17 protein-coding genes are annotated in these 18,354 nt (G+C 62.2%); 6 read left to right on the plus strand and 11 right to left on the minus strand.

The features are described 5' to 3' along the window. Positions 1-114 precede the first annotated feature (114 nt). Positions 115-741 carry a LysE family translocator gene (locus NKJ11_RS16650; protein ID WP_352793808.1) on the minus strand — a complete coding sequence of 209 codons (627 nt, stop codon included), beginning with the start codon at positions 739-741 and terminating at the stop codon, positions 115-117. Then, a complete protein-coding gene (locus NKJ11_RS16655) occupies positions 738-2,861 on the minus strand; it encodes a S9 family peptidase (RefSeq protein WP_352793809.1) in 2,124 nt (707 codons plus the stop codon). Before NKJ11_RS16655 ends, NKJ11_RS16650 begins: the two co-directional genes overlap by 4 nt. Before the next feature lie 181 nt (positions 2,862-3,042). Between NKJ11_RS16655 and NKJ11_RS16660 the strand changes: the two genes are divergently transcribed. Together NKJ11_RS16660 and NKJ11_RS16665 are read left to right on the plus strand one after the other, a co-directional pair. Continuing rightward, positions 3,043-3,411: an SH3 domain-containing protein gene (locus NKJ11_RS16660; protein ID WP_127268166.1), complete on the plus strand. Its 369-nt coding sequence runs from the start codon at positions 3,043-3,045 to the stop codon at positions 3,409-3,411. 443 nt (positions 3,412-3,854) lie between these two features. Then, positions 3,855-4,280, plus strand: a complete 426-nt coding sequence (locus NKJ11_RS16665) for a Ros/MucR family transcriptional regulator (protein ID WP_013532660.1) — start codon at positions 3,855-3,857, stop codon at positions 4,278-4,280. Positions 4,281-4,447: 167 nt separating this feature from the next. Here the strand turns inward: NKJ11_RS16665 and NKJ11_RS16670 are convergent, their stop codons facing one another. Together NKJ11_RS16670 and NKJ11_RS16675 are read right to left on the minus strand one after the other, a co-directional pair. Next, positions 4,448-4,876, minus strand: coding sequence for a SufE family protein (locus tag NKJ11_RS16670; RefSeq protein ID WP_256745851.1), 429 nt, complete (start codon positions 4,874-4,876; stop codon positions 4,448-4,450). A gap of 101 nt (positions 4,877-4,977) precedes the next feature. Then, entirely contained in the window at positions 4,978-5,331 is a 354-nt protein-coding gene (locus NKJ11_RS16675) for a DUF5330 domain-containing protein (protein WP_027035810.1), read from the minus strand. Between the two features lie 536 nt (positions 5,332-5,867). On the opposite strand from NKJ11_RS16675, the gene NKJ11_RS16680 reads away from it, so the two are divergent. The 3 genes from NKJ11_RS16680 to NKJ11_RS16690 all read left to right on the plus strand — a co-directional run bounded on the left by NKJ11_RS16680 (position 5,868) and on the right by NKJ11_RS16690 (position 8,787). Then, on the plus strand, positions 5,868-7,598 hold the full coding sequence (locus NKJ11_RS16680; RefSeq protein WP_352793810.1) for an ATP-binding protein: 1,731 nt from the start codon (positions 5,868-5,870) through the stop codon (positions 7,596-7,598). Then, on the plus strand, positions 7,573-8,370 hold the full coding sequence (locus NKJ11_RS16685) for a peptidoglycan-binding domain-containing protein (RefSeq protein ID WP_128309500.1): 798 nt from the start codon (positions 7,573-7,575) through the stop codon (positions 8,368-8,370). Before NKJ11_RS16680 ends, NKJ11_RS16685 begins: the two co-directional genes overlap by 26 nt. 69 nt (positions 8,371-8,439) lie before the next feature. Beyond that, a complete protein-coding gene (locus tag NKJ11_RS16690; RefSeq protein WP_127268163.1) occupies positions 8,440-8,787 on the plus strand; it encodes a DUF1491 family protein in 348 nt (115 codons plus the stop codon). Here the strand turns inward: NKJ11_RS16690 and NKJ11_RS16695 are convergent. Then, a complete protein-coding gene (locus NKJ11_RS16695; protein WP_352630774.1) occupies positions 8,765-9,802 on the minus strand; it encodes a hypothetical protein in 1,038 nt (345 codons plus the stop codon). The genes NKJ11_RS16690 and NKJ11_RS16695 overlap by 23 nt on opposite strands. Before the next feature lie 188 nt (positions 9,803-9,990). Between NKJ11_RS16695 and NKJ11_RS16700 the strand changes: the two genes are divergently transcribed. After that, entirely contained in the window at positions 9,991-10,179 is a 189-nt protein-coding gene (locus tag NKJ11_RS16700) for a hypothetical protein (RefSeq protein ID WP_352630776.1), read from the plus strand. A 140-nt stretch (positions 10,180-10,319) separates the two neighbouring features. Here NKJ11_RS16700 and NKJ11_RS16705 read toward each other — a convergent pair whose 3' ends face one another. From NKJ11_RS16705 to NKJ11_RS16730, 6 genes are all read right to left on the minus strand, one after another. Then, positions 10,320-10,889, minus strand: a complete 570-nt coding sequence (locus NKJ11_RS16705; protein ID WP_127271883.1) for a DUF1254 domain-containing protein — start codon at positions 10,887-10,889, stop codon at positions 10,320-10,322. Next, a complete protein-coding gene (locus NKJ11_RS16710; RefSeq protein WP_127321659.1) occupies positions 10,882-11,466 on the minus strand; it encodes a DUF1214 domain-containing protein in 585 nt (194 codons plus the stop codon). The genes NKJ11_RS16705 and NKJ11_RS16710 overlap by 8 nt, the downstream gene beginning before the upstream one ends. A gap of 205 nt (positions 11,467-11,671) precedes the next feature. Beyond that, positions 11,672-13,825, minus strand: a complete 2,154-nt coding sequence (locus tag NKJ11_RS16715) for a transglycosylase domain-containing protein (protein ID WP_127272265.1) — start codon at positions 13,823-13,825, stop codon at positions 11,672-11,674. Positions 13,826-14,053: 228 nt separating this feature from the next. Further along, complete coding sequence (locus NKJ11_RS16720; protein ID WP_352630779.1) at positions 14,054-15,493, minus strand: FAD-binding oxidoreductase; 1,440 nt, start codon at positions 15,491-15,493, stop codon at positions 14,054-14,056. A gap of 239 nt (positions 15,494-15,732) precedes the next feature. Continuing rightward, a complete protein-coding gene (locus NKJ11_RS16725) occupies positions 15,733-16,665 on the minus strand; it encodes a dimethylarginine dimethylaminohydrolase family protein (protein ID WP_127267591.1) in 933 nt (310 codons plus the stop codon). Continuing rightward, entirely contained in the window at positions 16,652-18,280 is a 1,629-nt protein-coding gene (locus NKJ11_RS16730; protein WP_352793811.1) for a zinc-binding metallopeptidase family protein, read from the minus strand. Before NKJ11_RS16730 ends, NKJ11_RS16725 begins: the two co-directional genes overlap by 14 nt. Between the last annotated feature and the right edge of the window lie 74 nt (positions 18,281-18,354).

Here is an 18,354-nt window from a genome sequence, read left to right on the forward strand (position 1 = left end):
GCGCACTGGGTAGCGCGCGGTCACCGCAATTGCGAGTGAAAATGAGCAACGGGAACTTAAAAAAGTCCTGATCACCCAGCCCTCCGGAAAGGGCGCGTCGATCATCGTCTGGAGTCAGCGTTGCTGCAGCGCCAGACGGACGCCCAAAGCGCAGTAGATGCCGCCGACAACTTTGCCCTGCCATCGTAACACTGACGGATTTCGGCGCAGGAACGTGCCGAGTCGGCCAGCGCTCACGGCAAAGACGACCGTGCTGAAAAGGCCCAGTACGACGAAGATGACCCCCAACGCGGCCATCTGAAGCATCACCGTTCCGTTTTCAGGCCGCACGAACTGAGGCAGGAAGGCAAGGAAGAACAGAGCGGTCTTGGGGTTGAGCACTTCGGTCAGGACAGCCTGTCGAAACGGCTTCCCGGCAGAGATCGCAAGCGCGCCGGCAGCCGGGCCGCCTGGTGTTTTCTCCATGATCGCGCGAATGCCGAGATAAACCAGGTAGGCCGCGCCGACGTACTTTATGACGCTGAACAGCGTCGCCGATGCGGCGATGATCGCCGATATGCCGATCATGGCCATGACGGTGTGAAAGATGTCGCCGACAGCGATCCCGGCGCCGGTCGCGATGCCAACCTTGGTTCCGGAACTCGTTGCCCGCGCTATGGTAAGGAGCGTGGCCGGGCCCGGGATGAAGACGAAGCCGAGCACAACCGCGACATAAGCAATCAGTGTAGCGAGATCGATCATCGGTCGATTTCTCCCGTAGGCTGCGCCTTACCCATCACCTTCAGCGCGAAGGAATAGGTGTAGGCGATCTCCTCCAGCCGCGAAAACCGGCCGGAGGCACCGGCATGGCCGGAATCCATGTTGATCTTGAACAGAACCGGATTGTCCCCGCTCTTGCGGTCGCGCAGCCGGGCCACCCATTTGGCCGGTTCCCAATAGGTGACGCGCGGATCGGTGAGACCGGCCAGCGCCAGGATCGGCGGATAGTCGTGATCAGCGACATTGTCATAGGGCGAGTAGGCGGCAATGGTCCGGTAGTCGTCGGCGGACGCGATCGGGTTGCCCCATTCGGGCCATTCCGGCGGCGTCAGCGGCAGGGTCGCATCGAGCATGGTGGTGAGGACATCGACGAAGGGAACCTCGGCGACGATGCCGCCAAAACAATCCGGCGCCATGTTGGCGACGGCACCCATCAGCATGCCGCCGGCCGAACCGCCCTGGGCGACGATACGGTCATGCGCCGTGTAACGCTCCGTCACCAGATGGCGCGCGACGGCGATGAAATCGGTGAACGTGTTCATCTTGTGCTCCCGCTTGCCGTCATCGTACCAGCCATAGCCCTTGTCCTTGCCGCCGCGAACGTGAGCGATGGCGAAGACGAAGCCACGGTCGACCAGCGAGAACCAGTTGGTGTTGAAGGCGGCGGGCACGGTGATGCCATAGGAGCCGTAGCCGTAAAGCAGGCAAGGTGCGGATCCGTCCAGCGGCGTGTCGCGATGGTGCAAAAGCGAGATCGGCACCAGTTCGCCATCGCTGGCCGGCGCCATCAGCCGCCGCGTGACATAGTGGTCCGCATCATGGCCGGACGGCACTTCCTGGGTCTTCAGCAATACCCGCTCGCGGGTACGCATATTATAGTCGAACACCTGGGCCGGCGTCGTCATCGACGAGTAGGAAAAGCGCATGATCTCGGTGTCGTACTCATAGGAACCCGACAGGCCGAGCGAGAAGGCCTCCTCGTCGAGGGACAGAAGATGCTCCTCGCCGCTGGTGCGATCGCGCACCACAATGCGCGGCAGGCCTTCCTTGCGTTCGAGCCGAACCATGTGGTCTCTGAAGCCGATCACCGACAGGATCAGCCGGCCGGGCTCGTGCGGCACCAGTTCCTGCCAGTTGGCGCGCACGGGATCGCCCGCTGGTGCCGTCATGATCTTGAAGTCCTTGGCGCCGTCGGCATTGGTCAGGATGAAGAAGATATCGCCGCCTTCTTCCAACTCGTACTGAAGGCCAATCTCGCGCTGCGACACCAGTTTCGGTTCGGCAAACGGATCGTCGGCGCGCATCAGGCGGTATTCCGAGGTCTCGTGATCGTTGATGCCGATCATGATCCACTCGTTGTTGCGGGTGCCGTCGACATTCATGAAGAAGCCGGGATCGGTTTCCTCATAGATCAGCCGGTCGCTTTGCGGGCTGTTGCCAAGCGCATGGAACAGCACCTTCGACGGGCGGTGGTTGGGGTCGAGACGTGTATAGAAGAAGCCGTCATTGGCGGCGTTCCAGACACCTGAACCGCCGGTGTCGGGGATCTGGTCCGCAAGTTCCCTGCCGTCGGCAAGGTCACGCACGCGAAGCGTGTAGAATTCGGAGCCCTTGTCGTCGAATGCCCACAGCAGCCTTGCGTGGTCGGCCGAATGGTCGACGCCGCCAAGACGGAAATAGGCCTTGCCCGCGGCCTCCGCGTCACCATCGAGCAGGATATGCTCGGCACCGCCGTCTCGCGGCATGCGGAAATAGCGCGGCTGCTCGCCACCAAGTTTGAAGGACGAGCCATAGGCATAGGGCCCATCCTTCATCGGCACGGAAGAATCGTCTTCCTTGATACGGCCCTTCATCTCCTTGAAAAGCTGCTTTTGCAGTTCGACCGTGTCGGCCATCAGCTTTGACTGGTAGGCATTCTCCGCCTCGAGTTCTGCGCGGATCCCGGTATCGAGCAATGACGGGTCGCGGAACATTTCCTGCCAGTTGTCGGCCCGCAGCCAGGCATAGTCGTCGGTTCGCGTGATGCCGTGATGCGTGTCGGAAACCGGCCGCTTCTCGGGCGTAGGCGGGCTGACGATCGGAAATATGGATGTCTTGGTCATTGCGTCTCGCTTTGCAGTATCTTGAACGGGCCAGTATCTTGAATAGGCCAGTATCTTGAATGGACCATCTCAAATGGAGAAATATCTTGAACGGCGAATGAACACGCCGATCAGGGCAGGTTCAAGAGCCGGAGCGTATGGATTGTGTCGGCTCCAGGAGATGAGCCGGGAGGAAGAGATGATGACTATTTGGTCTCGGACTGCTGCGGCTTTCGCCGTTGCTTCACTAACTCTGGCCTTTGCCGGCCAGTCTCATGCGACCGTATTCGCGGCTTGGCAAGTGGCCAATGTGCCGTTCGGCGACACGCTCAATGTGCGCAAATACCCTTCGGGCGCATCCCAGAAGCAGGCGGCATATCCGAACGGGACCGTTCTGCAGATGACCGGGCGATGCACCGGCGGAATAAACCTGCTCGACATCGCCAACCAGCCGGCATGGAAGCAGGAACAAAAGATTCGTTTTCGCTGGTGCGAAGTCTGGCATGATCCGGCCCAGAACGGCAAATTCGTCACCGGCTGGGCGTATGGCAAATACATCACGCCGCATTGATTGATCCGGCAGCAATCAGCCGATCCGCCGGATGACAGGCATGTCGCCTGATTGCTTGCGTATGACCACGGCAACCTGTGGTTTTGTGGACAAATATGAACAACCAATATTGCCCGACGATAGCCAAGCAAAATCAAACATTAAAACCCATTTCGTGAGATGCCGCGAATGTAACGGTGAGCTGACGTTGCGTCAGCCGTTGCCGACGAGCGCGCGAAATATCGATAAATTACACAATGCACGAAAGATTGAAGCTGATCGCGGAATAATTGATCAATATCGTTCAATATAGCGTAAGGGCCGAATTGACTTACTTGGTCTGGGCGCTCATTGATGTGCCCGCGACACGAATCGTAGAAACTCTACCTGCACAAAATTCGTGCGATGCCCTGCTTGTAAAAAAGGGCGCAGATCGATGTAACTCTTGTTGGGGCCCGAAGACCATGGATATTGTCGAAACACCTTCCAGAAACAGCGATGCGCTGATCGAATTGACCGCCGATGTGGTGGCCGCCTATGTCAGTAACAATCCCGTGCCGGTCGGCGAATTGCCGAACCTGATATCCGATGTCCATGCTGCGCTCGGGCGTGTGGGCGGAACCGCCGAACAGCCGCCTGCCGACAAGCAGAAGCCGGCGGTCAACCCGAAGCGGTCGGTTCATGACGACTACATCGTCTGCCTTGAAGACGGCAAGAAGTTCAAGTCGCTGAAGCGCCATTTGATGACCCACTATGACCTGACACCGGACCAGTATCGCGAAAAATGGAACCTTGACCCGACCTATCCGATGGTTGCACCCAACTATGCGGCTGCCCGGTCACAGCTTGCCAAGAAGATGGGCCTCGGCCGCAAGCGCAAAGCGCGGTAATCGCTGCCAGAGCAATTCAAGGAAAAGTGAAACGGTTTTCCCGGGAAAGCGCATAGAGCTCTCCCTTGGGAATTGCGTCAAAATAAGCCAGATCGGATCGACATCAACGGCGCCTTCGGGCGCCGTTTGATTTTTGCGCCGCGAGGCGCGGATCCGGTATGAAGGTGTCAGGCGGTCTGCTTGAGCGCTGCCTCGGCGTCGCGCTTGATGCGCTTGACCATCGAGCGAAGGCCGTTGGCGCGCTGCGGCGACAGATGTTCGTCGAGGCCGAGTTCTTTCAATGTCGCTTCCGCATCGGTCTGCTGGATTTCGCTGGCGGTCCTGCCGGAAAACAGCGCAAGTATGATCGCAACCAGTCCACGCACGATGTGAGCGTCCGAATCGCCCGTGAAGGTGATGACTGGGTCGGCTCCAGCCCCGCGTTCGGTGGTCAACCAGACCTGGCTCACGCATCCTGGCACCTTGTTGGCGGCGCTGCGCTGCTCGTCGGGAAATGGCGGCAGCGCCTCGCCGAGTTCGATGACATAGCGATAGCGGTCTTCCCATTCCTCGAGGAACGAAAAATCGTCGCGGATCGTCTGGATCGTGGTGATCATAATGCCGGATATAGTCACGCGGCGGCGCCGCGTCACGGAAAAAACAAGGACACCGCGGGCGTCGAGAGGGCAGACAGCCCGCGGTGCGCCGTCGAAACGGCTTAATTCTGAGGCGGCAGGTTGACGGTCTCGGGCAAGACGATTTCTTCGGGCAGGCTGCCGGTCATCGTCGACGTGTCGGGGCCGGCGGCGGACTTGTCGTCCATCATCGCTGCCGCGATCTTGGCGGTCTCCTTGGCGCGGGCGGTGATGGTGTGCATTGCCGACTTGCCAGTCTCGCAGACATCGGGCTTGCGTTCGCAAATGCCGGCGATATCGCCAACCGCTTCGCGTGCCGCAAACAAGGCCTGGATCGGCCCGACGCTTTCGCGGCCCGATTCATCGGGGCCGACAGCCAGCGGCAGCGCCAGCAGCACCAGCGAAAACCAGAAAGCCATTCTTATGAGGAAGACCATGCCCTTGCCCTCTCGTCGTGACCGGATCATGCATCCATATGGCATGACCTCTTTTGTAGGCAGGATCTTGGCACACAGGCGCAAAGGACGGCTTGCGGGCAAAGAGAGAATTTTCCTCAAATTTTAGGCAAATTCGAGACGAAGCGTTCTGCGATCGATTTGTCTCAATTGCCAGTGATTTTCCTTAACAACAAATAACCATACATCCCCCTGATTTTCCTGTATTTTTCTTGGAATGCGGAAGTCCGGGTGCCGTGTGCGCCTGTCCGATAGGTGCCGTCGCCGGATAACTCTCCGTTTACTATGGCTGCATTTGCCCGTGCTTTCGGCGGCCGGCATCCCGATATTTGCCGCAGGCCAGGGCCTTGGTCGGCCCTGCCTTATCCATTCCTTAAACGCTGGATGCCAGTTTCAAAGCCAACCAGAACCATCTGCAAAGCAGAGCTGTCCACGACATGTGCGAGTGCGTTGAGTTGAGTTCAATCAAGGCCAGATACGTTGAATTGCCTGGCGCGATTTCTGCCGGTTGCGAACGTATGGTCCATCCGTCCATCCTTGGGCGGAGCGACCGCGAGCGCCAGCGCCGTTTCATCGGCGTCATGCTCGCCGCTCCTTTCTTTGCCGCCGGCGCCGCGGTCACCCTGGTCACTTCAGGCATGGGCGTTGCCGTCACCATGGCCGCCATCTTCGCCGCCTTTGGCCTGTGCTGGTTCGTCGCCTTGCTGGTGGCGGCGACCGGCAAGATGGCGATGGCGAGTGGGCTCGCCCTGGTGCTGGCCGGCATTTCTCTCGGCAGTCTCATTGCCGCCGCGGGCGGGCTGAGTTCGCCTGTCGCCATGCTTGTCCTGGCGCTGCCTTTCGAAGCCTGGTGGATCGGCGGCTCGCGACGTGCAGCACTGTGGGGAGCCGTGTCGGCCGCTGTCGCCATCCTGGCTCAGCCTTTGGCTGGAACCGTATTTCCGTTCGCAGGAGCGCAGATCGCGGCGTGGCACTGGCTGGTGCCGTTGGCGTGGGCGCTTACGCTGATGCCGCGTGCATCGGCGTTTCAAAACACGGCCGACGCGGCTGTGGTCGACACTGCCGACCGGCTCGAAGAAATCATCGATGCGGTGGTCTTGCGGGTCGCCCGCCATGGCGAGGTCCTGGACGCGTCGCCGAAAGCGCGCACGCTTTTGAAACTGCCGCCCGAACTGCTGTCTGGAAACGGCCTCTTCGATCGCGTCCATCTGTCGGATCGCGTTTCCTATCTCAGCGCAATGGCCGACATGCGCGACGGTGCGCTGTCGCGCCGGCTCGAATTGCGCATCCGCCTGCCTCAGAACGGCAATAGCCTGACGGCCGACAATTACCGCCCGTTCTCACTTGATCTGGTGCGCGGTGAGGAACAGGGTGACGTCTTTACGCTCGTCCTGCGCGAGAATGACGAGATCGCCCGGTTGCGCGAGGATCTCGCGGCGGCCAATGAGGCGGCCGCATCCGCCGAAGTGGCGAAGGGCCGCTTCCTGGCGGTGGTCAGCCACGAACTGCGCACGCCGTTGAATGCCATCATCGGCTTCTCGGATATGCTGCTGCATGAGATGTTCGGCGGCTTCAAGGATCCGCGCCAGAAGGAATATGTCGGCCTGGTGAGGGATTCGGGCCAGCATCTGCTCGCCGTCGTAACCTCGATACTCGACGTGTCCAGGATTGAATCGGGCGTTTATGCGACCGAGCCGGAGCCGTTCCGGTTCGCGGAAGCGGTCGACATGTGCCAGTCGATGATGCAGCTGCAGGCGCAGGCCAAGAACATCGATCTGCGGGCGCAGATCGCGCCGGACGCCGGCGACATCAATGCCGACCAGCGCGCCGTGCAGCAGATGCTGATCAACCTGGTCTCCAATGCGATTAAGTTCACCCCCGACGGCGGCGACGTCGTCGTCGGTGCCAAGCGGATCGGTTCGCGCCTCCATTTCTGGGTCAGGGATACCGGCATCGGCATCGCCGAGGAGGATTTCGCCAATCTCGGCAAGCCCTTCATGCAGATCCAGAACGACTATACCCGCCGTTTCGAGGGGACTGGTCTTGGCCTTTCACTGGTCAAGGGCCTTGTGGCGCTGCACGAAGGCACGATGTCCATCGAAAGCATGCCGGGCGAGGGCACCACGGTGACCATCAGCCTGCCGGTGAACGGACCGAAGGGACATCAGGCGGAGAAGGCCGGCGTGCTGACCATGCCTGTAGCGATGGCGAAAGGGGACAGAGATGGCTCGCTCCGCAAAACCGGCTAAGGCGGTCAAGCGCCGCAGCAATGCCTTTCAGGACGGCGCTGTTGCCGTCGGCGGCATGATCTCGCGCAATCCTGTCCTGGTGGGCGGCTCGACGGCATTCCTGGTGACGCTGTTCTACGTCTCCGCAAATGCCTTGTGGTACCAGCCTTTCCCGCATGCCGGCGCATTCTTCGCGACCCGCAGCATTGCGGGCTTTCCGCACGCGGCGCCCGACGAGCCGGAAACGACGTTCAACATCGTGCGGCCATCCGGCGCGCCGGCACCGATCAAGGGCGATCCGGTTGTCGAGCAGGTGCAAGGCATATTGAAGGATCTTGATTTCTATTCGGGAACGGTCGACGGCATTTCCGGACCCAACACCCGCAAGGCCATCCAGGACTATCAGCAGAAGGTCGGGCTCAACGCGTCCGGCGAGATCGACGCGCTTCTGCTCGATCAACTGGGCGCGACGCCGAAAACCGCTTCCGTCGTACCCAGGCCGCAGCCGCGCCCGGATATGCCGGCCGCCGTTCCGGTGTCTTTGCAGACAGGTTCAGGACAGACAAATTCCGGGCAGGCGGATGCCGAGACGCAAGCGCCCGATGCCCGCATCGTCAAGATCCAGGCCGGGCTCAAGGCGTTCGGCAATGACGACATGCAGCTGGATGGTGTCGTCGGCGCGCGCACCAAGGCGGCGATCAAGGAATTCCAGTCGCTGTTCGGGCTGCCGCAGACCGGCGAGCCCGATGAGATCGTCTACGTCAAGATGCGCGAGATCGGCCTGACCAACTGACGGCTGAAACGACGGCTCGCCCAGCGGCGGAAATATCGATAGAGAACCGGCAGTTTCGGGAGCTCTCTCATGCGCGTCACATCGGATCTGTGGGTCTCGGCCCTGTTGCGCCGGGTTTTCGGCGCCGGGGGATTTGCCGCCGTGGTCAAGCGCGGCGCGACCGAGGCCGGCGCTGTGTTCGTCCTGGCGCGGGGCAGGCTGGGCGAGGTTGCCCTGTTCGGGCCGGCGCCGCAGACAAGCTATGATTCGGCCAAGCCCGACGACCGGTTTTTCACTCAGCTCGGAACCGGCGAGGATGCCACAGTGCTCGACGCCAGGCTGGAAAGGGAGAAAAAATTCGATCCCGATATCTGGGTGGTCGAGATCGAGGCCGGCACCGTGCCCGTCGAGGAGCTTATTTCCGTGAAGACGCCCTGAGGCCGGACGAAGCCGCCGCATCGTCGCTGTTCGAGGCGGTGCGTGTATCGCCGTTGGCAGGTGCTGCGCCGCGAACCACCCTTGAAAGGGCTTCCGCCCGCCACGACCGCATCTTGTCCTGGGCCGCTTCACGATGCAGCAGCCGGTAACGGTCGAGGAAGGTGCGGATAGCCTGCGGATGCGGGAACTGGTTGGGATAGACGGCAACCGTGATCAGGAAGGCCCTGTCTTCGCTGAGGTCGAGCGAGCGCAAGGCGGCAAGCAGCGAGGCATAATTCTGGTTGGCGGTGAGCGATCGCGCGATCTCGAAATCGATATCGAGTGCATCGGCGAGCGCGGTCTGGAAGAACGCGGCGTTTCCCGTCAGCGCTGTCTCGCGCAATTTCACATAGATGTCGGCGCCCTTGAAAGGATCGGCGTTCGTCGCTGCCGCCTCGTCGCCCGTGCGCATCATCGAGCGCAGCCTGCGCCGTGCATTCTCAGCCGCGATGCCGAGTGCCTGTTCCCGGGCGGGCTCGTCAGAGGCGGTTTCCGTGCTCGCTGGCGCGATCTTGTCTGCCGCGGCGGCATTCGGATCCGGTTGCGGCGCGCGCACCAGGGTTGGCCTCTCGAGGGCCCTGATCAGATCAGCGATGGTCGGGTTCAAGCCCTTGCGGCGCGCGATGGCACGCGCATGCGGCAGGCCATGTCGCCCGATCAGCGCGATGAGATCGATGTCGCTGACGGCGCGTGAGCGGATGAGCAGCGGCGCGGCAATGTCGACCGGTTCCTCGCAAAGACGGCGCACCAGGGCGGCGGGGGCGTATTCGCATTCGGAAAGGGCGGCTGCCACGTAACGGCGAGATTCGACGGACACGTCATTGAACAGCGGCAGCGTCAGGTCTTCGAGTTGACCGATCTCGCGGCGTGAAGGGCGGGTGAGCGAGCAGAACGCCGACACCGCGGCGCGGAACAGCCTTTCGGCCTTTCCCGAGTCTTTTCGCACCGCGATTTGCCTGAAGTCCGAAGATGACACGAAGGATACGCCCGTACTCGACACAACCTTGACGACGCTCGACCGGGACCGTGCCGGTTCCGAGAGTGCCAAGAACAAAGTTCAAGTTAGCGACGATCCGTTAGCGTTCCGTTAACCCTCTGCCGGCCTTAATGACATTTGGAGGCGTTGCGTTGTGCTCCGGGGAAACCGAGAGGAATGCGCGAACCATGGGCATGGTACTGTCTTTCGTGCCGCGTACGGCACCAAACACCAGAGTAAAGCAAACCGCCGAAATGCCGGCGGCGGTGATCATCTTTCCCGGCATCCGCTACGAGCGGCCGCATGCCGGCGAAGTGCGGCCGGTCGATCCCGACAAGCCGGGTTCGCCAGGACCAAAACCGGCCCCGCACCACTGAGTTTCGGCGGCCACGGACCTTTGGTCCGGGGTCATGTCTAGTGCATGTCGCCCAAAAGTGACCTCGGTTTTGGGAGAACGACATGCATAAAAACAAAGATCCAAAGCGGGTCGTCTGAATCCGTTCAGACGCGACACGCTTTAGAAGTCCTGCAACTCGCAGGAACTCTGTTCGAAGAAGCGCGACACGATCGGCTTCCAGCTGCTGTCGGGCACGAAGGCGCGGATGACGAAGATGCCTTCCTCGATCGGCGCTTCGACGAAGATCGCTCCTTGAAGATCCTCGGGAAGATCCTTGCGCACGTCGATCATCTGCGCCGGCGTCAGCACGACGGCATCCAGAACGCCGCCGGTCGCTGTGTGGTCGTTGAAGGAATAGATGTTGTGGCCGCTGCGGTCATAGACCGACACCGACCAGAACGGGACATGCCCAGGTGCCTTGACGCGGACCATGCCTTCGCCCAGATCGAACCGGCAGGCCGTCGCGTAAAACAGCGGGTCGACGGATTTCACCACGGGCGCGCCACCGGCCTCGGCATCGAGCCGCGTCATCTTGTAGAGATCCGACGCCATGGACAGCCGCGACCAGGCATCGCGTTCGGAAAACTCGGGCACCAGCAGCAGCACGGCGATGTGCACGATGCCGGCGCCGAGCAGACCGAGCAGGACGGCATGCAGAAGTCCGCGCATCGCAGCGTAAAAACTACGCATTGCAGCCGACCTTGACGATATGCGGCAGCGAGACGTCCGACAGGCCGGTGCTGCTGGCGATTGGCGTGTCGTAGAAGGTCAGCACGAAATACATCCTGCCGAAGCCGTCTGTCAGCAGCCAATTGCCCGGCATCGGGTGATGGCCGGCTGAAATGATCACCGAATTGTCGGGCTGGCGCACCACCCCGTAGGATTGCAGCGCCGCCAGCCGGGGTTTGCCGGTTTCGACCACGCCGAGCGACTGGTCGGCGGCATAAAGCGTCCAGAACCGTGCCGTCGGAAAATCACCCTCGATTGTGTAGGTGCATTCGCGCTTGAGCTCGGCGCCGGCCGCGTCTCGCTCGGCGACGAAGGACAGCCCCTCGGCGCGGCCGAGCGCAAGCACACCCTCGCGCGCCACGCGGGCCTTGGAATAGGGATCGGCGGCCGGTGTGCCGATATCGGGAAAGGCCGTCCATTGGCCGATCCTGATGGCGCCGACCCCATCCTGGATTTTCAGCGCATACCAGACGCTGCCGCCACCGCCGACGATGGCTATGGCAAGCGAAAGCAGCGTCAGGAAGGCAGTTTTGAGCATGAGGGGCCGGGAACACGAAGAGTTGCCGCTCGGGGATATCGCGGCGTGGGGCCTTGTGGCAAGCGGGCCGACGTAGAATTGCAGACGGCTCTCCCTTCTCCCCTTTCGGGAGAAGGTGGCCGAGCGAAGCTCGGTCGGATGAGGGGTGTTCCAGCTTGGCAATGGCGGTGATCCGGCCATCACCCCTCAACTGTCTCGGCGCCAATCACAGCGCCGACAGCGTCTCCGGCAGTTGCGGCGTACTGAGGACGGGCGCCGACTGGAACAGCGTGGTCATGTCCCGCAGCGTCTGGGTCGTGCGGCTGGACAGCACCGGCGGCCGTTCGGCGGCTGCATCGGCCGCCGCCTGATCGTCGCTCTTCTTCTGTGCTTCCTCGGCCTTGGCAGCGATCTCCTCATCGACGAAGGGCTTGTCGATGCCAGGGATCGGCTTGAGGTCGATGTTCTGGTGCGCGTAGACCATCAGTCGCTGCCACACCATCGCCGGCAGTGAGCCACCGGTCATGTTCTTGGTCGGCGTGAAGTCGTCATTGCCCATCCATACCGCCGCCGTGTAGTTGCCGGTGAAGCCGACAAACCAGGCGTCGCGGTAGGACTGCGTGGTGCCTGTCTTGCCGGCGACGACGATGTTGGGAAGTTGGGCTCGCCGCGCCGTACCCATCACCGGCACTGCGGCCAGCATGGTGTTCATCGATTTGAGCGCCTGCTCGGACAGCACCCGGTGTGGCGGCGGCGCGTCCTTGGCGAAATCATAGACCACCTCGCCGGTGCGGGTGACGAGTTGGCTGATGCCGTGCCGGGATCCGACGAAGCCGTTGTCGGCGAACACGCTGTAGCCCGTCGCCTGGTCCATCACCGTCATGCTCGAGGTGCCGAGCACCATCGTCTTATGTGCTTCGATCGGCGATTCCACGCCCATCGCCTCGGCCATGGCCTTGATCGGGCCGATGCCGAGATGATCCTTGGCCAGCCGCACCGGCACGGTGTTGATCGACTTGGCCATTGCCATGATCAACGTGACGTTGCCGGCCGATCCGCCGTTGTAATTGTGCGGCGACCAGCTGCCCCAGCTGATCGGGCCGCCGGAAATGATGGAGTTGGGGGTGAAGCCGTGTTCCATCGCGGTTGCGTAGACATAGGGCTTGAATGACGAGCCGGTCTGGCGCAGCGCCTTGGTGGCGCGGTTGAACTGGCTGGCACCATAGTCGCGGCCGCCGACGATGGCGCGCACGGCGCCGTTGGTCTCGATGACGACGACGGCACCTTCGGTGACGTTGTACTCCTTGCCGAACTGGCGCAGGTGGAACTCCACCGATTCTTCCGCCGCCTTCTGGATGTTGGCGTCAAAGGTGGTGTGGGCGAGAAGCGAGTGCTGGCCAGGTTTGGCGATCTTCTTGACCTCGTCGAACGCCCAGTCGAGATAATAGTCAGGGCTTTTCTGTTCGCCGCGGTCGACGACATCGGCCGGATGCAGCCTGGCCTGCAGAACCTGGCCTTCGGTCATGAAACCGGCATCCACAAGGTTGGACAGCACCACATTGGCGCGCGCGCGCGCCGCCGGCAGGTTGATGTGCGGCGCATATTTGGTCGGCGCCTTGAACAGGCCGGCCAGCATCGCCGCCTCGGCCAGGTTCAGGTCCTTGACGCTCTTGCCGAAATAGAAGTCGGCGGCAGCCTCGATGCCGAACGTGCCGCCGCCCATATAGGCGCGGTCGAGATAGAGCTGCAGGATCTCCTTCTTCGACAGATTGGCCTCGAGCCACAGCGACAGGAAGGCTTCCTTGATCTTGCGCTCCAGCGTGCGCTCATTGGTGAGGAACAGGTTCTTGGCCAACTGCTGGGTGATGCTCGATCCGCCCTGGACGACGGAGTTCGCCCGCACATTCTCGAAGATCGCGCGCGACAGGCCGAGCACATCGATGCCGTAGTGATCGAAGAAGCGACGGTCCTCGGTGGCAAGCACCGCCTTGATGACGTGATCGGGCATCTCGTCGACCGGCACGGAATCGCGCTGGATGATGCCGCGCTGGCCGATCTCGTTGCCATAGCGGTCAAGGAAGGTGACGGCGAAGTCGCCCTGGGCGCGCCAGTCGCCAGCCGTGTCCTGGAAAGCCGGAATGGCCAGCGCCAGCATCACCACGATGCCGACGGCGCCGAGCGTGAAACCTTCGCTCAACAGTTCGATGATGCCACGGCGCCAGCCGTTGACGCGGAAGCGCCGCGAGAAGATCGTCGCTGATTCCCAGAACTGGCGCGCCTTGAAGCCGATCTCATAGAGCGAGGAATCGATCCACGCATCGAGCGCCAGCAGCCGGGCGGCGATCGGACCTCTTCTCTTGCGCGGTTCGGGACTGGCCATTCGGAATCCGGCTAGCAATTGCACGACCTGAGAACCGCAAACCGGCAATTTCAGGGCGATGCATTCCGGGAGACTATTCCTCCATTTTTCCAGCACTCACAAGGGCGGCGAAGACACAGTATTGGGTTTGTTGCTGATGGGCCGGCCCAAGAATACAGCCCGGCGCCAACAGCATGTGCCCGCGCCTCCAGCGGAGGCGTGAGCTTTTTCACTGCAGCACGGCGCGCCTCATGCGGCTCGCAAGCTTTCTTTCGGACGCAAATTCTGGTTCATGCGGAACAGGTTCAGCGGGTCGTAGCGCTGCTTGATTTCCAGAAGCCGTCGATGATTGCCACCATAGGCCGCTTCGACCCGGTCGACCTCGTCCTCCGGCATGAAGTTCACGTAGGCGGTGCCGGCGGCATAAGGTTTGGCCGCCTCGTAGATTGAACGAGCCCAGTCGGTGCAAGCCTTGTCCATCGTGGGTTCGCGCCAGCGGGCGTGAACGTTCATGACGAAATGCGAACTGCGCTGTGGGAACGCCGTTGCGTCCGCCTTGACGCGACCTGCCGCGCCGCCGACATGGCCGATAAATATCTCGCATTCGGGTCCCGGCAGCTTGGCTATTGCCCCCCTGACGACCGCAGCCGCCTCCTCGGAAAACTCGGTGAAGTCATGGCTCTTCCAGTAGTTGCGGGCGCCGGGCGTGAGCAGTGGGTCGAATGCCTGCTGCCAGCCGGTGAACGGGCTGGGGCCCACGACATCGGCAATCGGCGTGCCGATGGCTCGAAGCTTTTGCGTCGCCTTTTCACCTGCCTCGATGTCGCCGCAATAGCACATGGCCAGAACCAGAACCTCCTTGCCATGCCATTCCGCGGGCAGGAAGGGCAGCGGCGGCGCCTGCCGCATGACTACCCAGCAGGTCAACTCGTCAGGAGCGGTTTCGAGCGCCTTGCGATACTCCCGCAGCACCTTTTCGGCATCGGCGAAGGGATGGACGACAAGCCCTGCCAGCACTTGCGGTCCAAACTCATGGAGATGGAACTCGAATGCCGTGACGACGCCGAAATTGCCGCCGCCGCCGCGCAGCGCCCAGAACAAATCGGGATTTTCAGTCTGGCTGGCCCGGAGCAGTTTGCCATCGGCGGTGACCACATCGGCCGAGGCAAGATTGTCGATGGTCAGCCCGAATTTGCGGGTGATCCAGCCGAAGCCGCCACCCAGCGTCAGGCCGGATATGCCGGTGGTCGAGTTGATGCCGGTCGGTACCACCAGCCCGAAGGCCTGCGTTTCCTTGTCGACATCGGCAAGCGTCGCGCCAGGCCCGACCCATGCCCGCCGCGCAGCGACATCGACCCGCACCGATTTCATCAATGACAGATCAATCATCAGGCCACCATCGCAGACCGCACTTCCGGCAATGTTGTGGCCGCCGCCGCGCACCGAGACGAGAAGCCTGTTCTCCCTGGCGAAATTCACGGCACTGATGACATCGGAAGCTCCGACGCAGCACACGATCAGCCCGGGCAGCCGGTCGACCGTGGCATTCCAGACGGTCCGTGCTTCGTCATACGCGGCATCGCCTTCGCTCAGCATTTTGCCGCGCAATTGTGCCGAAAACGCTTCCAGGGCTGCGGCGTCGACTGTCGTTTTGCCGCGTTCAAGCGTGGTGAGGCTCATGGTGTTCATGCTTTCCTCCCGATTTGCAGATGAGCTGTCCTCTCCCAAAAGACGTTTTTACTGTGCGCTTATATTAGCTATCGCGCAAGTTTCGCATCGGGCAGCGTTGCGACTCGCAAGCGGGGCACACGGTGCCGCCAGCCGGCGATCTCAGCCGTTTTGCGCGCGCGACCTTGCACCCTCGGCCGCCAGGATGCCGATCATGCTGATGCGAATGTGAGCGAAGCAGCGTAGCGCTATCCCACTCCTCAGGCCGGTTCACGCTTCAGCGCCTGCGCCATGCAGTGGATGCCGCCGCCGGTCTTCGAGATCTCGCTCATGTCGACGGCCGCGACCTCGAAGCCGCGCGCCTTGAGCTGACCGATCAGCGCCTGGCTGGAGGTCGGCGCGATCACCCGGTCCCTGCCCAGCGACATGAAGTTGCAGCCGAGCGCCATCGTATCCTGGAACGGCACGTCGATGATCTCGTGGCCCTTGCCCTTCAACCAGTCGACAATGCCGGGTTCGGTGCAGGCGAGGCAGACAGCGGTCAGTTTCTCGGCGATAGGCACCACCATCAGGTCGATATGAACATAATACTCGTCGATGAAGGCGATGCGGGTTTCCCAACCTTCCTTGTCGAACCATGCCTGCACCTGGCGTGCGCCTTCTTCCTGCGTACGCGCGCCGCCGCAGCCGATCAGCACGACGCCGTCCTCGATGACGTTGAAGTCGCCGCCCTCGAACGTGCCCGCGGTGACCATGTCGTAGATCGGGATGCCGAGCTTTTCGTAGGTGCGGATCGCGGCATAGTTCTCGCCGCGCCGCCACCAGTTGGCCATGGCGGTGATGAAGGCGCCGTAAGGCGTCATGACGCTGGAATCGCGGGAATAGACCTGCATCGGCAGCTCAGGCGTCGGCTCGTGCCAGTGGATGTTGACGCCGAAATGCTCGTAGGCGGCAACCAGGTCCTTGTGCTGGGCCTGGGCGATCTGGACGTTGCAGGGCGCCTCGCGCAGATGCTTTCGCGACAGCGAGCTGGTTGACAGATGGCGCAGGAAATTGGGTGAGCCAAGCAGGACGTCGGTCAGCACGTCGGTCTCGTTGGCGAAGCCCCAGGCGGTCAGCGGCTTGGTGCCGCCGGCGGGGTTCCGGCGCTGCAGCGAAAACGGCTCGGCGACAATGCGGTCATGAACGGTCATGGGGTTCTCCTCGTGAGGCAGCTTGGGGTGTTTGGTTGCTCGGTATCCACCAGTCCCGTCCGCGCGGGGTGGTGACATATTCAGGCCAGCGAAATCCAATCGGCGGTTCGTAATCGCAGAGCGGCGCGATCCAGTTCGAGCCGCCGATTCCGCCGCCGGTGCGGGCGACGAATTCATTCATCGCCGCATCGCGGGCGGTCTGGTCTTCCAGCAGGCGGAGCGCCGCCAGCGCGACCGTCTTGGACGCGCAGATGACCATCGGGTCGATCGTCGCCGAAATGCCGCCCATCGCATTCATCACCCATGCCGGATAGGGGTAGCCGGTCTCCGAACGCAGCGCCGGGCGGGCGACATAGAACCGCGCCGTCGGCGTATGCCAGCTCATGTCGGTGTAATCGTCGGAGGTCGAATTGACTTGCGAGGGCGGCAGATCGCGGCGCAGGATCGCTTCCGCCGCCTGCGGCTCGATCAGGCGCTCGAGTTCTCCGATGAACGGTTCGTCGCTCGCCATGCGCCCGGCATTGACCTGTATTTCGCGTGCGATGGCTTTGGCGTCTTCGTCCCAGCGCGGCGGCCCAGCCGTCGACAGTGCTTCATAGGCGATCTCGGCCATGGCGTGGTTGGCAAGTCCCGGCCGTGACTTCGACACCCAATGCCGCTCATGGCGGCAGCCGCTCATGCTGGCAGCGGCCTCGGCATTGCGGTCGAGCACCGCGGTGACCTGCTCGGCCATGGCAAGCGTCGGCACGCGGATCATGTACTGGATCTCGGCCAGTCCCGCCGGCAAATTGTCGGCGGTCGCTTGCCCCGCCGTCAGGATCGCCTCGCTGATCGACCAGCCGCCCTGGTGAGGCAGCATGGAATCGCGCAGAGCCTTGGAGGCCATATACATCATCATCAATGCGTCGTTGGCGCCGGGGGCGCGCGCCGCCGAATGTGCTTGCGGAATGGGTGCGGCACCCGCAGCCAGCGCCCAGCGCTCCGGTTGGTCGCAGATGAAGCGATAGATCATCGCGTAGGCCGCGCCGCAATGCGTGTCCCAGCGCGCCGTGTTGCAGAGCGGCAGCATATAGAACGGATGAAAGGAGATCATGCCGGCAAGTCCGTCATAATAGCCCCTGGCGGCATGAATCGGCTTTGACCCGCGCACCTTTTCCGCCGGCTCGCCGGTGAAGCGCAGCGTGCCTGATATGCCGTGGCGCTGCATCGCCGCCTTGGTCGCCAGCAGCCCGCCCAGGCTCGAAATGCCCAGCCCGGAATGCGGGTCGGTGTGGCCGCCGGCCTGGTTGCCAAGTCCCCGGCGCGGACGCTCGACCGTAGCGGCATCCTGGCAATTGCCCGGCACCGCGTCGTATTCGGCGTACATGCCGATGGTCGGGCCGGGGCCGTTGGTCCAATGCGCGCAGAAGGCGGTCGGCATGCCGGCGGAGCCTTCTTCGACGGAAAAGCCTTCGAGTTTCAGTCGCTCGACATACCAGGCGGCTGATTGATACTCCCGCCACGCGGTCTCGCCGTAATCGAAGATGGTGCGTGTCCACGCGGACAACAACGGCTGGATGCCGTCGAGACAGGCAAGGGCGGTTGCTTGCGCCGAGGTGGCCACCGGTTTCTCCATGGCATGAGAAGAAAGCAGTGAAGCGGTTCGCTAAAAAGTGATATGTTTTCCCGGTTCGTGCAAATTCGGTTCAC

It is taken from the genome of Mesorhizobium sp. M0243, assembly GCF_040321775.1.
In the GTDB taxonomy this organism is placed as follows: Bacteria; Pseudomonadota; Alphaproteobacteria; order Rhizobiales; family Rhizobiaceae; genus Mesorhizobium.